This window comes from Thermodesulfobacteriota bacterium (assembly GCA_036397855.1).
In the GTDB taxonomy this organism is placed as follows: Bacteria; Desulfobacterota_D; UBA1144; order Nemesobacterales; family CSP1-2; genus DASWID01.
Window position 1 is genome coordinate 1 of sequence record DASWID010000022.1, and the last position, 17,289, is coordinate 17,289.

At 41.0% G+C, this 17,289-nt stretch carries 20 protein-coding genes; 14 read left to right on the forward strand and 6 right to left on the reverse strand.

From position 1 onward, the window contains the following. The first annotated feature begins 146 nt into the window (after positions 1-146). The 4 genes from VGA95_01500 to VGA95_01515 all read left to right on the forward strand — a co-directional run bounded on the left by VGA95_01500 (position 147) and on the right by VGA95_01515 (position 3,395). The gene (locus tag VGA95_01500; GenBank protein ID HEX9665211.1) at positions 147-380 is read left to right on the forward strand and encodes a YgiT-type zinc finger protein; all 234 of its coding nucleotides are present in this window, start codon (positions 147-149) and stop codon (positions 378-380) included. Between the two features lie 175 nt (positions 381-555). Beyond that, on the forward strand, positions 556-780 hold the full coding sequence (locus VGA95_01505) for a hypothetical protein (GenBank protein ID HEX9665212.1): 225 nt from the start codon (positions 556-558) through the stop codon (positions 778-780). Positions 781-865: 85 nt separating this feature from the next. Continuing rightward, the gene (locus VGA95_01510; protein HEX9665213.1) at positions 866-2,353 is read left to right on the forward strand and encodes an ATP-binding protein; all 1,488 of its coding nucleotides are present in this window, start codon (positions 866-868) and stop codon (positions 2,351-2,353) included. Between the two features lie 382 nt (positions 2,354-2,735). Beyond that, positions 2,736-3,395 (forward strand): thermonuclease family protein, encoded by a 660-nt coding sequence (locus tag VGA95_01515; GenBank protein HEX9665214.1) that lies wholly within the window; start codon positions 2,736-2,738, stop codon positions 3,393-3,395. 20 nt (positions 3,396-3,415) lie between these two features. Here the strand turns inward: VGA95_01515 and VGA95_01520 are convergent, their stop codons facing one another. Next, positions 3,416-3,643 carry a hypothetical protein gene (locus tag VGA95_01520; protein ID HEX9665215.1) on the reverse strand — a complete coding sequence of 76 codons (228 nt, stop codon included), beginning with the start codon at positions 3,641-3,643 and terminating at the stop codon, positions 3,416-3,418. 38 nt (positions 3,644-3,681) lie between these two features. Next, the gene (locus tag VGA95_01525; GenBank protein HEX9665216.1) at positions 3,682-4,263 is read right to left on the reverse strand and encodes a flavin reductase family protein; all 582 of its coding nucleotides are present in this window, start codon (positions 4,261-4,263) and stop codon (positions 3,682-3,684) included. 334 nt (positions 4,264-4,597) lie between these two features. Here VGA95_01525 and VGA95_01530 point away from each other — a divergent pair, with 334 nt between their 5' ends. The 8 genes from VGA95_01530 to VGA95_01565 all read left to right on the forward strand — a co-directional run bounded on the left by VGA95_01530 (position 4,598) and on the right by VGA95_01565 (position 10,587). Next, positions 4,598-5,329 carry an OmpA family protein gene (locus VGA95_01530; protein ID HEX9665217.1) on the forward strand — a complete coding sequence of 244 codons (732 nt, stop codon included), beginning with the start codon at positions 4,598-4,600 and terminating at the stop codon, positions 5,327-5,329. 11 nt (positions 5,330-5,340) lie between these two features. Further along, complete coding sequence (gene ybgF / locus VGA95_01535) at positions 5,341-6,054, forward strand: tol-pal system protein YbgF (protein ID HEX9665218.1); 714 nt, start codon at positions 5,341-5,343, stop codon at positions 6,052-6,054. 65 nt (positions 6,055-6,119) lie between these two features. Next, on the forward strand, positions 6,120-6,824 hold the full coding sequence (locus VGA95_01540) for an OmpA family protein (protein HEX9665219.1): 705 nt from the start codon (positions 6,120-6,122) through the stop codon (positions 6,822-6,824). Positions 6,825-7,044: 220 nt separating this feature from the next. Continuing rightward, on the forward strand, positions 7,045-8,334 hold the full coding sequence (gene hemL, locus VGA95_01545; protein HEX9665220.1) for a glutamate-1-semialdehyde 2,1-aminomutase: 1,290 nt from the start codon (positions 7,045-7,047) through the stop codon (positions 8,332-8,334). Between the two features lie 223 nt (positions 8,335-8,557). Continuing rightward, positions 8,558-8,944, forward strand: a complete 387-nt coding sequence (locus VGA95_01550; protein HEX9665221.1) for an ATP synthase subunit I — start codon at positions 8,558-8,560, stop codon at positions 8,942-8,944. Beyond that, positions 8,931-9,629, forward strand: coding sequence for a F0F1 ATP synthase subunit A (gene atpB, locus VGA95_01555; GenBank protein HEX9665222.1), 699 nt, complete (start codon positions 8,931-8,933; stop codon positions 9,627-9,629). Before VGA95_01550 ends, atpB begins: the two co-directional genes overlap by 14 nt. Before the next feature lie 6 nt (positions 9,630-9,635). Further along, positions 9,636-10,028, forward strand: coding sequence for an ATP synthase F0 subunit C (locus VGA95_01560; protein ID HEX9665223.1), 393 nt, complete (start codon positions 9,636-9,638; stop codon positions 10,026-10,028). Between the two features lie 130 nt (positions 10,029-10,158). Then, positions 10,159-10,587, forward strand: coding sequence for a hypothetical protein (locus tag VGA95_01565; protein HEX9665224.1), 429 nt, complete (start codon positions 10,159-10,161; stop codon positions 10,585-10,587). Between the two features lie 26 nt (positions 10,588-10,613). On the opposite strand, the gene VGA95_01570 is transcribed toward VGA95_01565, so the two are convergent. Beyond that, on the reverse strand, positions 10,614-11,957 hold the full coding sequence (locus VGA95_01570) for a CCA tRNA nucleotidyltransferase (protein ID HEX9665225.1): 1,344 nt from the start codon (positions 11,955-11,957) through the stop codon (positions 10,614-10,616). Positions 11,958-12,075: 118 nt separating this feature from the next. On the opposite strand from VGA95_01570, the gene VGA95_01575 reads away from it, so the two are divergent. Then, positions 12,076-13,095, forward strand: coding sequence for an AMP-binding protein (locus VGA95_01575; protein HEX9665226.1), 1,020 nt, complete (start codon positions 12,076-12,078; stop codon positions 13,093-13,095). Between the two features lie 603 nt (positions 13,096-13,698). Here the strand turns inward: VGA95_01575 and VGA95_01580 are convergent. After that, on the reverse strand, positions 13,699-15,210 hold the full coding sequence (locus tag VGA95_01580) for an FAD-dependent thymidylate synthase (GenBank protein ID HEX9665227.1): 1,512 nt from the start codon (positions 15,208-15,210) through the stop codon (positions 13,699-13,701). 96 nt (positions 15,211-15,306) lie between these two features. Next, on the reverse strand, positions 15,307-16,065 hold the full coding sequence (locus VGA95_01585) for an NAD-dependent deacetylase (protein HEX9665228.1): 759 nt from the start codon (positions 16,063-16,065) through the stop codon (positions 15,307-15,309). 411 nt (positions 16,066-16,476) lie between these two features. On the opposite strand from VGA95_01585, the gene VGA95_01590 reads away from it, so the two are divergent. Further along, a complete protein-coding gene (locus VGA95_01590) occupies positions 16,477-16,818 on the forward strand; it encodes a DUF971 domain-containing protein (GenBank protein ID HEX9665229.1) in 342 nt (113 codons plus the stop codon). Between the two features lie 8 nt (positions 16,819-16,826). Here the strand turns inward: VGA95_01590 and VGA95_01595 are convergent. Then, on the reverse strand, positions 16,827-17,289 hold a 463-nt coding region (locus VGA95_01595), incomplete at its 5' end, for an SIMPL domain-containing protein (protein HEX9665230.1).

Here is a 17,289-nt window from a genome sequence, read left to right on the forward strand (position 1 = left end):
ATTGGGATTCCTCTAATTGTTATTTTATCTCTACTATATAAGGACTCTGAGGAACCCATGAAAATTGGGGCGCTTGTTGTAAGCATTACAACCTACGAACCAAATCCGAACATTGGATTGGATGTAAAATCAGGAGGTGATTTATCATGAAATGTGTGTTTTGTGGAGGTAAGGTAGAGAAGAGAATGGTGACGTTCAGTTATGAAGAGGATGATAAATACCTCTTTGTAGAGAATGTCCCTGCTCTGGTTTGTATTAAATGCGGAGAAAAGACATATTCTCCTGAAGTTACTGATAAACTTCTCAGATTTGCAAGAGATGAGTTTAAGCCTGTGAAAACTATAGAAGTCCCTGTGTTTGATTTTGCTGAAAGAACTTAATTCTATCAAAGACACAGCGTATAACGGTGTCTCGCTCTCACGTAATTTGAAGAAGGGAAGAGGAAAACAGAAAGTAAGCCTGTCCTGAGCTTTGTCGAAGGGTTGGTTGTAACTAGAGTAAGAAATAACCCCAATACTGCGGAAATATACCATTTGGAGAGGGATAACCGCAGTAATGCAGTTATTAACTGGTATACGAAACGGCACTGAGTCCAGTAAAACTGCAACCGACCGTGATCGTGATAAAGACCATGATGATGTTTATGACATTGATGACAGTGGCAGTGATGATGATGACGATGTTGTTGTTGTTGGTGGCGGTGCCGGTGTCGACGACGACGACGATGATGATGACACCTCTGTTGCCGAATTACCCGTGGGGGGGTTACTTCATTGCTGACAGTTGTTTCGTTGGTCGTCCTTTTGCGATCTGATATATATATGAACCATTTTCTATGGCACGTAGCAAAAGAGGCCGACATTTCATGGAAATTGCTGTGGACGAGATGCCTCGTTCGAGATCGGAGCATACTGGCAAACCAGACCCACTCGTCGGTGTAGTGCTAGTGGACAAGAATGGAAAAGAACTGGCAAGGGCTCATCGAGGGAGCTTTGGCCATGGGGATCATGCTGAGTTTACGATTTTTGAAAAGCTAACATCAGACGAAGACCCTGTTGGCGGAACGTTATATGTGACACTGGAACCCTGCGCTAAACGGGAACGGCCCAAGAAACCTTGCGCTCAAAGGATCATTGAGAAGGGTGTCAAAAAAGTCGTAATCGGTATTCGCGACCCAAACCCAGAAATCTTTGGGCGTGGAGTTGATCTTCTTCATAGACACGGTGTCAAGGTCGACTATTTCGACGAAGATCTTGCCGAAGAAATCAGGAATCTCAACAAAACATTCTCAGACTTTATGAATAAGCAAAAAAAGGAATCTAAGATGCCTCCTCAGAAAATTGAAGCTCCATCACTTGAAGAACTGCGATCCGTTCCCGAAGCCGATCTCAAGGATCTGTCCTACGATGCAATACGCAAGTTTTTGAAGCGTCAGAAGCTGACTTACCCAGTTCCTTCGTTCAAACTTTGGGATTACTTTCTAAAGACAAAGTTCTTGGTCAACCGTCAAAACCGCAAAGTGCCGACGCTTGCTGGCATCGTTCTGTTTGCCAAGAATCCTGAGGTCTTCCTTCCCGAGCACAGGATTACTGCAGAACACTTCACTGGCACTCCAGAGGACGGCGTTTCAATTGAGAGAATTGGTAAAGATGGTAGATTGGACATTAAGGGTCCACTTCTGCAAATGGTCGAAATGGCTGAGCGATTCTATAAGGACAAAGTTGGCAGAGTACCGCAGCTTCGAAACTTTAAGAGAGTTGAACGTGATTATGAATATCCCATAAAAGTAATCAGAGAAGCGATCGTCAATGCGCTTGTTCATCGAGACTATGCTGTTGGAGCCCACGTTTCCTTTCGCATTTTCAGAGATAGGATTATAGTTAAAAGCCCGGGGCATCTTCTCTCTCCAAATACGATTGAGCGCATTCGGTCTTTTGATGTTATACCTGCTAGACGAAATCAACGACTTGCTGACGCAGCTTTCAACTTGAACCTAATGGAACGAGAAGGCTATGGTATTCCAATGATGCCTGATCGACTAAAAGAATATGGGCTTCGCCCGCCCGATTTTGAATATGACGGTGGGTATTTCAGCGTAATCTTCTACGGTCGGGAAAAGTCCTCACCTGCTTTCAGGATTCGACCAGAAATCAGTGAACAACTGACCTCCAGACAGATTGAGATCATTAACCTCGTCTGGGAACGAAAGAAAGTTACCAGCGAAGAAATTAGAAACAAATTCAAAATAACCAGGGAAACTGCCAATCAGGATTTCACAAAGCTCTTGGGCTTGGGGTTGCTTGTTAGAAAAGGGACAGGTAGGGCAACATACTATGTCCTCGGTCGGTTATGATAGAATGGTAATTCCTCTACTTAATTGATGGTTAGGCCTACTGGTCATCATGGTTTTCGTCAGGTTTCCGTCAGGGAATTGTCAGATAGTTATCGTCAGGTAATTGTCAGGTTTACGTCAGGTGGGAGTATAACTGTACAGTGCCGTTTCGTATAACAAACAGCCTTATGAGACTCGCTCTATTGAAAGAGAATTATTGTGCTCGTTCAATGCCGTTTGCTCCGTTTTGGTAATGAGTTGTTATAGGTCGCAAACAGCACTGCGTAAGGCTGCAAATGTTAGGCAAAATTGCCCCTTAGAAGAATACGTGATAAACATTCAGTATTTACCAATTTCACTAATATCTTGCTGGTTTTGCCGGGTTAAAGTATGGAGTAATATCATGAGAAAGAGGACCTGGATACCTACAAGGTTACTTTTTGTCATTATACTCTTCGCATTAGTCATAAGCGGAGAGGCTCTGTGGACTTTCAGCGGGGGAGATCCCAGAGGAGAGTGGGTCCTCGTAACGGAGGCAGTGGATGGCGATACTATCTCCGTAGGGCGTGGGTGGAGGTCTACCACGGTGCGTCTTATCGGTGTTGATACTCCTGAAACAGTTCACCCGGAAAAACCTGTCGAATTTTTAGGTCCAGGGGCCTCGGAGTTTACGAAGAAGCAACTGGAAGGGAAAAAGGTGTATCTCGAATTTGAGCCTTCTAATTATTATGATAAATACGGGCGTCTGCTTGCCTATGTGGTTATTCAGGACGGTACGCTTTTCAATGTTGAACTAATCAAACAAGGGTATGCTCGTGTTATTGCTCCTTCCCCGTTCCATCGGTATAAAGAGTTCCGTAGCTATGAACAAGAGGCACGGGTAAAGGGGTTGGGTCTTTGGGCTGCAAAGGATATTTGTAGAGAGATTATCGGTAACAGGTTGTCGAAGATATATCGTCTTCCTGGTGATGCTGGCTATGGCCGGATTAAGGAGGAAAACCGGGTCTACTTTGATACGGAGGAGGGGGCAATAAAGGCAGGGTATCGACGAGCGAAGAGGTAAGGGCGTATCAAGCAATTTAACTAGGTACGAGAGAGTGGTTGTGAATCTGCAATTAAAAAGGTAACTGTGTTTGGTTTTATTTTCTTTCCTAAGGCTACCCCTTGTTCAACCTCCGCTGATTCCATTACCCTCGGATATGGAGTTCTAGGATCATCATACTTCCGATGTACCCTACCACCCCTTCTTTCTTTAGATTTCAGTTTTATCACTGGTTGAAAAAAATTCTTGTAAACCCTCAGCTCGTTCATATATAAATTATGAACTGTTCAGTTCTTGCCCTATAAATTCAAGGGCTCCATGGTTTGTAGGTGATTTTATGAATTCTATCTAGAGAGAATGCTACAGATCTAGATAGCTTCTCACCGTATTCCGCTATCCATTCTGGAGGAGCAGCGCTATAAAAATAACTAAGGGTCATCCATTCACCACCACTAACTATTCCACCATCAATAACATTAACTAAGAAGGTTGTCATATCACCAGCGTCCATTGCATTTATCACCTTGCAGTCGGCGAAGGAGTGAGCATCCCCAAGAATGGGGCTTCCCGACATTCCGAAGCTAAATGTTACGTCTTCCAGCTTTTTTCTATCTCTACCGGTGTAAAATCCGAAGTTTCTTACCAAACCGATCTGATCTTTTCTTAATAAATGAACCGCGAGGGATTTACTGTTTATTATGAATTCGTGTGTATAATTCCCCTTCCAGATGCCTACTATTAACCTGGGTAAGGTGTGAACGATAGATGCCGTGATCACTGTAACTGCAATCTGCGCATTCACTTTGCCTTGCCAGGAGCTTGTAATTGCGACAACTGGCGCTAAAGTCCAAAAGGCCCCTGCTACCGAGCTTCCGTCTTCTTTACTCATACTTAATCCTTTTTGCATTTGAATAACAATCTTAAATCATTAATCATTAGCAAAATTTGAACAGCAATCGCTACATAATTTTCCAGCTTATGAGTAGAATATTAGTTTTCAATGATAACACATCAACCACTTTTTGAGAATATTTTCATCGTTAATTAAGAGTTTTATGGGTTAAAAGAGTCATTTTCATACCCGATAGAATGAATATTTCTTTGAAAAATCGTTGAAAAATCTCTTGACTTACATTGTAAAATAATGTAAAAATCATATGTATAACGTCAAGAAGAAAATACCATTATACAGATAAGATGAGATAAAACTTGGAGGTTGATTCATGAAAGAAAAGATTTTTTCCGTTGTTGTTTTAATAGTTTTTGCCCTCTCTATTTACGTGACTGGTTGTGCTAATAGCAATAAGGAGCTCGAAGATGCTGAGGCCGCACTAGAAGCAGCGAGGCAGGCGGGTGCTCCCGAGCTTGCACCGGCTGAATACGAAGCGGCACAAGAGCTCATCAATAGAGCGAAAGAAATGATGGCCGCTGGGAGGCATAAAGAAGCTCGTGACTTATTGGTAGACGCTCGATATAAAGCTATTGAAGCAAAGGGGAAGGCAGAAAGTGCTGCGGCCAGGGGAGCCATGAGCAGTGCCGAATCACAGGCGTTAGAGGAGGAGCTTTCAATGCTCAAGGGTGCTGGTGGATCGAGTATGGGGCTGATGGATATTTTCTTTGATTTTGACATGTCAGATGTCAGAGCTGATGCAAGGCCAACACTTCAGACTAATTCTAGTATTATTAATAGCATTTCTGGTAGGTTAAGGGTTGTTGTGATTGAAGGTTATTGCGATATTCGCGGTACGGAAGAATATAACCTGGCTTTGGGACAAAGAAGGGCAGATTCTACCAAGTCCTTTCTGGTAGGGATCGGTGTTTCGCCGTCTTCGCTGGAGACCATAAGTAAAGGCGAAACCGAACAGTGGGCACCGGGGACTAGTGAAGATGATTATCAGCAGAATAGAAGAGCGCATTTCGTCCCGGTGTTGATGTCCCCACAGGCTTCAAGGTAATATTAATTTTAATGAAATATAGGTATATTTTCTTCGCGCTAACCAGCTATATTATGCTATTTGGATGTGTCGCTACGCAGGATGACGTTCGGGGGGTCTATATTAGGCAAAATAGGCTAGAAGCCAAAACGGAAAAGTTGTCTCAGGAGATTGAGGCGATCAAAAGACAATCCTTAGCTTCAAACAGTGGTGAGATGATGGATCAACTAGTAGATTTAGAAAAAAAGGTAAATGATATGGAAAGAGCAAATTCAGCTCTTAAGAAAAGGGTAGATGAATTGAGTAGTGCACAAGCCTCCAGTTCTCAATTCGAAAATATGATAACAGAGGGAAGCACTGGTTCTTCTCAGATGGGGGCTCCATTGTTTAGTGCTGGATACAAAGATCTTAGCGAGGGAAATTACAAAAAAGCAAGAGAACAATTCAATTTGTTTTTGGACCAAAATCCAACTTCACCAGAGGCGTCTGACGCTATATACTGGATTGCTGAGTCATATTATAGAGAGGGTAAATTTGAACAGGCTATACTGGAATTCCAGAGATTTATTGATACCTATCCAAAAGATTCAAGGATTCCTTTATCATATTTGAAACAAGGGCTCTCGTTAGTTAATATAGGGAGAAAAGAAGAAGCGAAGCTTTTTCTTCAGACTTTGATCGATAAATACCCAAAATCGGATGAAGCTAAGATTGCAAAAGAAAAATTAGACGAACTTGCGGTTTAGCATTATTGGCATTATTATAGATTGCTGAATTAGTAAATAAATACTCTTAAAGGAGGTGCAGTAAAATGAAAAGGGATAAACAGATTATTTTGCTAGGTTTTCCCTTGCTAATTGTTGCATTGCTTTATCTAGTAAGCTGTGCAACCCCCCCCCCAACAAAGGAGCTTGCCGCTGCTGAATCAGCTGTTGCAGAAGCAAAAGCAGCAGGAGCCCCTGAATGCGCACCTGAAGACTTTGCTGCTGCAGAAAGTGCACTGGCCAAGGGTAGAGCGCTCGCTAGTGAATTTTGTAGTGAATTAGAAGCCCGAAGGATGCTCATCGATGCAAAAGCTAAGGCAGATGAGGCAAAGTTTAAATGCCAAGTAGTACCACCGCCACCCCCGCCGGCTCCTGCGCCTGAATTGAAGGATATATTCTTTGATTTTGATAAGTACAACATTAGACCTGATGCAGCCGCAGTTCTTGACGAGGATGCTCAACTCCTTCGAGACAACGCGAATATGACGGTTATGATCGAGGGTTACGCGGATATTAGGGGTACTCCTGCATATAACTTAAGGCTTGCTCAAAGGAGAGCTGATTCAACAAAGGCTTATTTGGTCCAGCTAGGAATTGATCCAATGAGGATACAGACTTCAAGTGGTGGTGAAACAGAGAGGTTTGGTGCTGGCACAACTGAAGAGGCCTATCAGCTAAACAGAAGGGCACACTTTACTGCCATGGAGCCTCAAGCGAAAGTAGGGGCCAGGATTTACTTTAAATATAATTAAAGAGAAAGTAATCCTGCTTTTATAGTCGAATATTAGGTTCTAATTTATTTTGTTTAGAACCACAGAATAGCAAAACCATGTGGGGGAAAGGAGAGAAGAAGACTTCTTTCCCCCCTTTTTTGCTTGTTTTGTGTTCTTGCGGTATCCTTGTCTGAACTCTTTGGTAATTCCGATTTATAAAAACTATTTTCTATAATTATCCGTCCAACATAATTTGTCAATGAGACTGAAAACTATTAAATCAAGTAGATTACAAAAAATTGCGGAACGTATAATGCCAGGCGGTGTGAACAGTCCCGTTCGTTCATATAGGGCTGTAGGTGGCACACCGATATTTATATCAAGGGGAAAAGGCGCAAATGTATATGATGAGGATGGACAAAAATATATAGATTACATTTCATCTTGGGGACCTCTAATCCTGGGACATGCTTACCCGGATGTCGTCACAGCGATAAAAAAAGCTGCTGAGAATGGGACAAGTTTTGGAGCTTCATGCGAAAAAGAAGTAGAGCTTTCAAAATTGATCGTAAAAACTTATCCCTCAATTGATATGGTTCGAATGACCAGTTCAGGCACGGAAGCGACAATGAGCGCCGTTCGGGTGGCAAGGGCATTTACTGGTCGTGATTTAATTGTAAAGTTTGAAGGATGTTACCATGGTCATGCAGATTACCTTCTCGTGAAGGCGGGATCAGGTGCGACTACATTCGGAACCCCTTCCAGCCCTGGGGTGCCAAAGGGTTTTACTGCGAATACGCTTCTGGCGAGGTTCAATGATATTGGGTCGGTACAACGGCTTTTTAGGAAGCATAAAGACAAAATAGCTGCAATAATAATTGAACCGGTAGCGGCGAATATGGGAGTTGTAACACCTGTCGTTGGGTTTTTGGAATCGTTAAGAACGATTACTGAGGATCATGGTGCATTGCTTATATTTGATGAGGTCATTAGTGGATTCAGGCTGGGTCTTGGAGGGGCTCAAGAGACGTATGGCGTAACACCGGATCTAACTTGCCTCGGTAAAATTATCGGAGGTGGTCTTCCCGTAGGTGCCTATGGTGGGAAAAGAGAAATAATGAAGTTGGTTGCACCTATAGGTCCGGTTTACCAGGCAGGAACACTCTCGGGAAATCCGCTTGCAATGGCGGCGGGGATATCGACTATAAATGGTCTTCGAAAAAAGGGGACCTATGAGAAACTAAATGAAATGACTCGGCAACTCGTTGAAGGTGTGGATAATATCTTAAAAAAACACGGTATAACTGCCAGGATAAATTCGATAGGGTCTATGTTCACTATCTTTTTCACAGACTCAGATGTTGTTGATTATGATAGCGCTTTAAAGTCTGATACAAAAATTTATGCCAGGTTCTTTAAAAGCTTATTAAAGGGTGGTATTATGTTTCCGCCTTCTCAGTTTGAAGCGGTGTTTGTATCACTTGCTCATACAGAATCGGATATTGATATGACTCTAAAGGCCTTCTCAAGAGTGGCGAAATCACTTTAACAGCAGGAGGATATTTAAAGGTTAAAGAAAAAAAGAACCTATTGTGGTTACAATACTTTGCCATAGGGCTTGAATTAGCATTTTCAGTTGTGGCTGGGATTATTTTAGGTCACTATGTCGACAAATGGATTGGTGTCAAAACCCCTTGGTTTACGATTATCGGTTTAATAGCTGGTATGATTTCAGGGTTTACACTATTGATGAGGATGACCAAAAAAATCAAATGACATCGACAGCAATGAACATAACTAAGAGCTTAACTCTTGGGAGGGTTGAGAAGAGTGGCATAGTTGTTACTGGGATTCTCGTTTTGGTAAATTTGATCCTTGGTTCCCAAGCGCTGGCACTAGGAGTGGCTGTTGGTGGTTTGTTAGTAATTGCAAATTTTTTGGCTATTAGATTGCTAGTTGGTGCTCTAATAGGTAAAGCGTACACAAAATGGTACAGCATTTTTATCCTGTTGCTCAAGATGTTAGTTCTTGTCGCTTTGGTTGTCATATTTTTTCTTTTTACAAAACTTAATATCTATGGTTTTTTTATAGGGGTTTCAGGTGTAGTAATAGTAATTATTGGAGAAAGCCTCAGAGGAAATAAGGATGGAGCATTATAGCTGGTTTACATTACTTGGATTGGAGCAGTATGATCCAGTTTTTGGCGCGATATTGGTAGTACTTTTTCTGATCTTCTCCGGTTTGAAGATAAAGAAGAGTCTATCCAACAAAGATTCGATTCTTCCAGATGAGAAGTTTTCTATAAGGAATATTTTTGAGATCTTGAGTATAGATTTTCTACTTGACCTATTGACAGGTATATTTGGATCTCGTCATCATGCGAAGATGTATTTCCCACTGTTAGCCACGTCGTTCTTCTTCATCCTCTTTGCCAACCTGCTTGGATTGATCCCTGGATTTCTTTCACCAACTGGAAATTATAATACGCCGGTTGCCTGTGCACTCGTTATTTTTGTCATGTATAACTTTTATGGATTTAAGGAGAATGGTATCGGTTATCTGAAGCATTTTATGGGTCCTATGATTTATCTGGCCCCATTGATGATTATTATAGAGGTTATCAGTCATCTCGTGCGGCCTTTATCGCTGTCATTGAGGCTCTTTTGGAATATGACGGGCGATCACCTGGTCTTGGGGATTTTCACGAGTCTTACACATCTTGTCATCCCTGCAGTATTTATCGCCCTTGGGATTTTTGTATCATTTCTTCAGGCTTTTATTTTTACTATTCTTTCAGCTATTTATATAGCACTTTCTATATCACATGAACATTCGGAGATATGATGAAATATGAAAAATTTGGTTTCTAAGTTCAATAACATTCAACTCGAAGGAGGTGTTCAGATGAAAAAGGTTCTGTCGTTTGTCACGGTTGTGGGGCTTGCTGTTTTGGCTGCCTTTGTTCCGGATGTTATGGCCCAGGAGGCTGCTGAGGCCGGCGGACAGCTGGGAGAGCTCGCCAAGCTAGGTCTTGCTATCGGAAGCGGTCTTGGAATTGGAATTGCTGCAGGAATAGGCGGGATAGGTCAGGGAAGGGCGACAGCAGCCGCCTTAAGCGGAATTGCAAGAAATCCCGGAGCAGCCTCAAAGATACAGACACCCATGATCATAGGTCTTGCTCTGATAGAGTCTCTGGTTATATATGCCCTGGCGATCACCTTTTTGCTTCAGTCCAAAATCTAGTAATAAATGCAAGCGATGAAAGTGAGAGAGTAAGGATATCTTTATTCTCTCACTTGGCGTGTATTAATTTCATTTCTAAAAAAACAACTTGAATTTTGGCAATGTCCTATCATGATTTAAGATTCTCTTGATGAAATATAGATTATTATTTGCGATCTCAGTACTATTCCTCTTAGGCTGTAATTCAATTAGTGAATTCCTAAAGGCTCCCGGCTTACCTGGTCCAAGCAGGAAATCACCCGCAGAATCCGCCGATCTGTACTATAAATTACTTATGTGGAAATACTACGACAAGGCAATGGCTTTGGTGGACCAGGAGGAGAGGAGTCAATTTGAAGAGTTCGTTCAGCGGAATAAAGACAACCTTAATATAACGGATTATCAGGTTAAAAAGGTTATTCTGGGTGAGGATGGGCAGGAGGGGACCGTTGAGGTTATAGTTACGTTTTATAAGTACCCTTCGGTTTCTGAAAAAACATTGATACTTGATGATAATTGGATCTTGACTGGGAAAGAATGGTATATATCTCCTGATTTTGAACAAGGCATTTATAAGTAATTATAGTTTAAGAAAACTTAAAATAATCAATCTTCGATTTCTTTCGAATATCGCATAAAGATTTCTAAAGGAAATTCTTTTAGAATAAAACTCTTAGCGTCTTCCCTGTTTGTCACAGTGCCTTCGAGTTGAGCCTCCTCTAAAGAACCGAGTATCTTTGAGTACAGTGGGCCTCTTGGATATCCCATATCTATGAGGTCGTATCCATTGAGGAGTGGCTTTGGTTTTAGCTCTTCTTTTTTGTAATCTTTCAGTTTCTTAACTATAAAATCGTATGCCTCCGTCGATCCGTGGCTAGCGAGGCAATCAGCTAAGTGAAGTTTAAAATGATCGTCGAAGTTTGACATGCCAAGGAATCTTTTTATTGTGGCCTCTCTCATCTTAAAAACGTCTTTGAACTTTAAATGCTCTTTAACTAGGGATGTTATGATTTCGATTTGTTTCTTTGAAAACTTAAGATCTTTGCAAATGTTCTTTGCCATCCGCGCACCGATTCTATCATGGCCATTAAACCTGATTCTATCGGTAACGGTGTATGTATCCGGTTTTCCAATGTCGTGGAGAAGAGCACCCATGGCTAACTCGGGGGAATTGTCCCCTCCAGTGATTTCGTAAAGCTTGTCTAGTATTATACAGGTATGGTTAAAGACATCGCCTTCAGGATGAAATTCCGGCGGTTGAGGAACACCGTTCATTTTCTCAACTTCTGGAAGAATATATCTTAAGAGTTTTGATTCTCTAAGGAGTCTCAGGCCGTTGCCGGGGTGGCTTTGAGTTATTATCTTTATAATCTCATCTCTTATACGCTCTTTACTCACCTGAGATATCAACGGAGCCAATGATTTAATTGAGAGAAATGTATCTTGTTCAATCACAAAATCTAGCCCTGCTCCAAAGCGAATTGCTCTAAGCATTCGAAGTTTATCTTCTTTAAATCTGTCATCAGGTTCCCCGATTGTCTTAATTACCCTTCTTTTTATGTCATCTAAGCCGCCTATAAGGTCAATTACCGTCTCTTCGAAAGGTTCGTAAAGCATTCCATTGATCGTAAAGTCCCTTCTCATCACATCCTCTTTCTCATCTGTGCTGTAGACTACGCGGTCGGGGTGTCTGCCGTCTGTATATTTTTCTTCTTTTCTGAATGAAGCAACCTCAAATTTGTTATTCCCTTCAAGCACCAGAACAACACCAAAACTGACACCAACCGGTACTGTGCTGGGGAAAATTTTCATAACATCCTGAGGAGTCGCACTAGTGGCGATATCGTATTCTTGCGGTGGAATACCCATCGCGATATCCCTTACACACCCTCCTACTAGGAAGGCCTTAAAACCTGCGCTTTTCAACTGTCCAACTATACCTTTTGCCATTTGGAAGTGATCATTATGAATGGGGCTTTGTTTATTTTTCATGGTTTTAATTATATAGTTTTTATGTATATTGTAATACTTTACCTGACGTAATTACTCTTAACTAAGGTGATCAAATATGACTGAACCTGAAACAACTATTCCCAAGCTCATAGAGAATCGAATCAGCAAATATAGTGGAAAGTTATTGTTACAGAGAAGAGATGGTTGGAGCTGGAAGCAAATAACCTGGCTTGATTTCGATAGAGACATAAAAAACATAGCTTGTTTTCTATTGGATTTGGATTTCAATTACGGTGACGCGGCTCTGGTGATTTCTGCGAATAGAACAGAATCACTCCTCAGTGAGTTTGCCATTTACCATCTGGGCGGAGTTATCATACCAATTGATAGAATTAAGATTTTAGATAGGATTCCTGCGATTACTAGGGATTATGATGTTAAGTTCATTTTTGTTGAGGATGCTGTCGGGTTAAACAGTATCTTAGATATCTCCGAGAATTTATCGAATTTGAAGAGGGTAGTAATTTTTTCTGGAACGTACGGTGGAAAGGATGGGAGGGTTATTCAATTTAAGAGTCTAATTAAATTAGGACGACTGAAAAGAAAACAGATTGAAGACGATTTAAAAACAATTTCTAGCAGTGTGTTAGCAGAAAGTTTAGCCTGCGTATTTTACAATTCTGATTCGGAAGGAGAGGGTGGAAAGAAGGAAGTTACTCATCAAAATATTATCGAGGCACTTAAGGGGGCTTCTGAACAACTCTCTTATTTAAGCGAAGAAGAACAAACATACTCGTATTTACCGTCAGTCAGTCCGTTTGAAAAGTTAATAAACTATCTTGCCATTTATATCGGCTTTAGAACGGTTTTTGCAGAGACAAGAGAAGATTTTTTTGAAAACATACTTGAAGTGAAACCAACCATAATTTATGAAACGCAAAGTGGACTTGAAGAGATACTCTCAGAACATTTAGGAAAGAACAGAATTGCCGATCCTCATCAATTAAAGAACGAACTCGGTGGCAGGGCTAATCATATCATCACTGATTCACTACCAAGAGATGAGATAAAAGGACTGATTCGAACTGCCGGGATAAATTTGATCGAATTACCAGAGATAAACAGTCTAATTTGATCAATTCGTTTTTTTAATTCTACATCCCTATAAGATCCCACGTCAACATCGTAGACTATCTCAATAGGATCTTCTCATCCAAGACTGTGGAATTCTATTAAATAATTGATTTCTCACAGAAAGCTTGTTTATCATTGATTTGTTAGAAATTTAAAATCAAAATTCTTTTCTATCGGGTTGTATGTGGTCTACCTATATAATCTGAGCCATAATGGGTAGTTTAGCAAAATTTTGGTGGAACCTGGGTTCCTTACTTCTACCCGTCGTAGCTCTTATTTTCCTTATAATTGTTGACACCATGAATCCCTATCACCCACACCCTAGTGTTCAAGTTAGAAAACTCTATTGATCTTTTTGAAAAGGATATTTGGCGATTAGGTATCAATTTCAGTCAAGATACTTTATAGCGGAAATGAAGATATAAATAGCAAATATAATTAGTATAAACCCTTTAGTTATAGTCCAAAGGGTGCTCACCTTTCTCGTTATGCTCTCTCCACAGTTAGGGCAAGTATCAGTCTTTATGCTGATTTCATATCCACATTCATCGCATCTTGTAACAGTCATTTAGCCGGTGTTAATCTGTCCAAAAATAATCTAACCTTATGAAGTCTTCACTCTTTTTAGGGCTGGTTCCACTAAATTCGGATGACATTTGCTTGCTTCCTTTGCAAGTAGACCTATGATATTTTTGATATCCCATTGAGCTCCCTCTGACATTCTGAGGTTTATCAGATGATAGAGTTCCCATAGATCAAATTTCCCTAAAACACACCTGTTATGAGCATTCATAACTACGTAGCTTGCCACCTGTGTAAGGTTCTCATTCATAAATTTTTCAAACAGATCTTCACTCCTGGTTGTTGCTTCCTCAAGAAGTTCGGTTGATCCAGACTTTTCAATGTTTGGTGGAATTGTAATTCCATTTGAAACATTCGGTTCCTTATAAAACCAGTTTACTCTCCTGTGTCTGAGAAGCTGATGCCAGCAAGCCTCGCTTATAGTGAACTCTGCTTCATAATTTATCAGTTTAAAAGCGTTTATCGGATTATCGAACTTTCCGAGATTGTCAATTGCCTTTCTAAGAATGACTAAATTGCTCTCAAGATGCTTTTGCTTCGTTGATATTTCAATGTCCTCAAATCTTAGTTCTGAATGTTCAAAAAGGATTGAATTTATCATTTTCATAATTGCACTTACTTCGGCATTAGGAGTGTCTTTCCCAGTCCAATCCAGCAGCCTGACTCCATGGTCTTCAGTCCTCCGTCTCCGGTCATCTTTATTATTGCTGTGTACTGATCTAAAGTAGGAACTAGTTATATGCTCTAGTTCTTCGTTCGTTTCTTTCATGTATTTATTTTCCTCTGCGTATTTTACGAGTGTAGGGACTGAGAATCTTACCTCCTCCTTTATTTCCTTAGCTCTTCTTCTGGCCTCAGGGTATTTGTTAGATAACAGCTTAGTGAGAGTATCTTCGATTGCGCGCGCATTCGCTGTCATTCCCAAATTCGTCAGGGTTGCAAGATTCAGTGCGTATCTTGCATCCTCAAAGGCTATCTTTTCAATTGCTCTAAGATGAGCTTTTTCCTCCTTACCATCGGGGACTGGGAAACTCATCTTTAGAAACTCAAAAAGATTATCGTTAATCTTCGCGTACGTATCATAGAGGAAGTGATTGAGTTCGATATATTCGTTGAGTAGGAAGGGCACTTTATTTATTTCTTCTGGTATATAAAAATCTCCCTTTTCTGGTTTCTGATATCTCTGCGAATATTCTGTGAAGGACAGATACTCGTTTGAAAGTTCAAGGAGTGAAGAGAAGAGTCGCGAGACCTTTTCTATTCCGATGTGGACCGCAGCGTGCTCAGCTACTGAGGCGTGACCGTAGTTAAGAACCCATTTTTCATGAAACTTGCTCGCTCTCTCTTGACCGAGTTGTTCTTCCTTAATCACGGTTATGATATTGTCTCTGAAGCTCTTTGGACTCCTACTCACGTAGGCAAAGATTACGGCTACCACCTCTTCGGGAATATTACTTACCGTGTATATATCTCTATCGAGGTTTGATACGTATTGTTTTATTTCGTCAACGATTAATCGACTTTTCTCAGCCATTATTATCGTGGAAGATTCAATGGAATTAAATTTTCATATGCCAGGAAACTAATCAAGAATATAGGAAATAAGATCACTTCACAACTTATAGAATACCTAAGCTAGTGCTATACCTTTTTTTAATTTAGCAACGAGGGATGGAAGAACCTGGCTAGGTTTTCCATAGATAACTGCATCTGCATAATCATCCTCAGGGCTCTGCCTCTCGCCTATAATCACAACTCGTGCACCACCTTGAGAAGCAAGTGTTGGAAATGATGAAATTGGTGAAACGTCTAGAGATGCTCCTACAACCAGAAGGAGATCACAGTTACGAAGCCTCATCCAGGCTTCTCTAACTTCCCAATGGGGGAGTGGTTGGCCGGGGAATGAAATCGGCGGCTTTAAAATGTCTTTGCCACATTGCTCGCACTCCGGTATATCTTTTCCTTTGTCGAGAACATCTTGAATCCATTCCAAGGGATAGTCCTTTCCGCAACTTGTGCATGTAATCCATAACATTGTACCATGAAGCTCAATAACTACAGAACTGCCTGCTTTATGATGTAGTCCATCTGTGGCCTCTGTGAATATACAATCGAGGTTCCCAAACATCTCGAGCTCCACCAATGCTTCGTGCGCGGGATTTGGTTCCGCTTTTGAGAGTCTAGGATAGATCTCCCTAATTTTCTTCCAGTATTGAGCCCTTACGTCTCTATTTTCACGAAATTCTCTTATATGAGGATTTAGCCTAGGATCCGAAAAATCTGGCAATCCGGATTCGATTGAGAGTTCAGCCCCTGTAAGAACAATGATTTTTTTCGATTCCTTGATCCAGTTGGTTACCGTTTCAACTACATCTACATCTTTTTCCATCCGTTATCGATTATACAATTTAGAAATCAAATCTTCAAATGATCGGCGAATTGTTTATCAAATTTTGCCATTATTACGTAAAGAACATATAATGTCACCCGAGTCTGGTCGTGTTAGCTAATCAGTTTTTGGAGATGTGCGAATTTTATCTTTTAATCAGATTTGTAACATCAGTCGGTTAGATTGTATCCTCGATTTTGGCAGAAAATGTTAGGGACTGATGGCCTCATCGGTCCGATTGTCGATGCCCATTTGGGGAACGGCCACTGCAATTTTTGAACCTTACGAATTGGGAAGAACGATCAGACTCAGCATTTTATAGGCTTTCCATTGGAAAGGCTTGAAAATCGAATAAGCATATGTGGTAAAATAGTCTTAAAATTTCGAAAACGCTTTGTATTACTGGCTCCAATGAAACCCAAACCAAAAGAGATATCTGAATTCAGTGACACCACCCTGATGATAGTATGGGATGATGGACACGAAAGTTTATACCTTTATGAAGATCTTAGAAATGCTTGTCCATGTGCGTCCTGCAGTGATTTAAGGAAGTCAGGCGGTAAGGGTAAATCCACATTTAAAAAGACAATCCCAATTGGAGTAAAATCAACACACATAAGTCCACATGAAATTGAGGATATAGGTCTCTACGCAATCAGGTTTAAATGGAACGACGGGCATGAAACCGGAATATACACGTTCGAGTTTCTAAGAGAGCTGTGTACATGTGATGAGTGTAAGCCTGTGGCGTGACCGTGATCTTACTGTATCTCAAATACTATATTAACTGAAGCAGTCACCGTAAGTTCACCTGGTTCGATTTGAGTCGGCGGAGGAGGCTCAGAAGCGGCTTTTGCGGTTAATGCAAATTCCCTATAGACCGGTATGGGAACATCGTAAGAGGGTGAGATTTGGAGAATTTTAACTATCGTTACGCCTGCAGCTTTGGCCACAATATCTGCAGTTTGTCTGGCATCTTGAACGGCTTTGACCAATGCCTGTCTTCTATACTCATCCTTGTTATCTGTGTCAAAGCTTAAGCTATCAATTCGGTTGGCTCCCGCCTGAGTTGCAGAATCAATTAGTTTTCCAATTATATTAAGATTCTTGGTTTCAACAATTACGCCGTTTGACACACGATAACCAGAGAGCTCGGATTTTCTCTTTGTTTCGTCATACGTATAGACTGGTGAAAGGTTATACCCTGTTGTTGAAATTTTATCA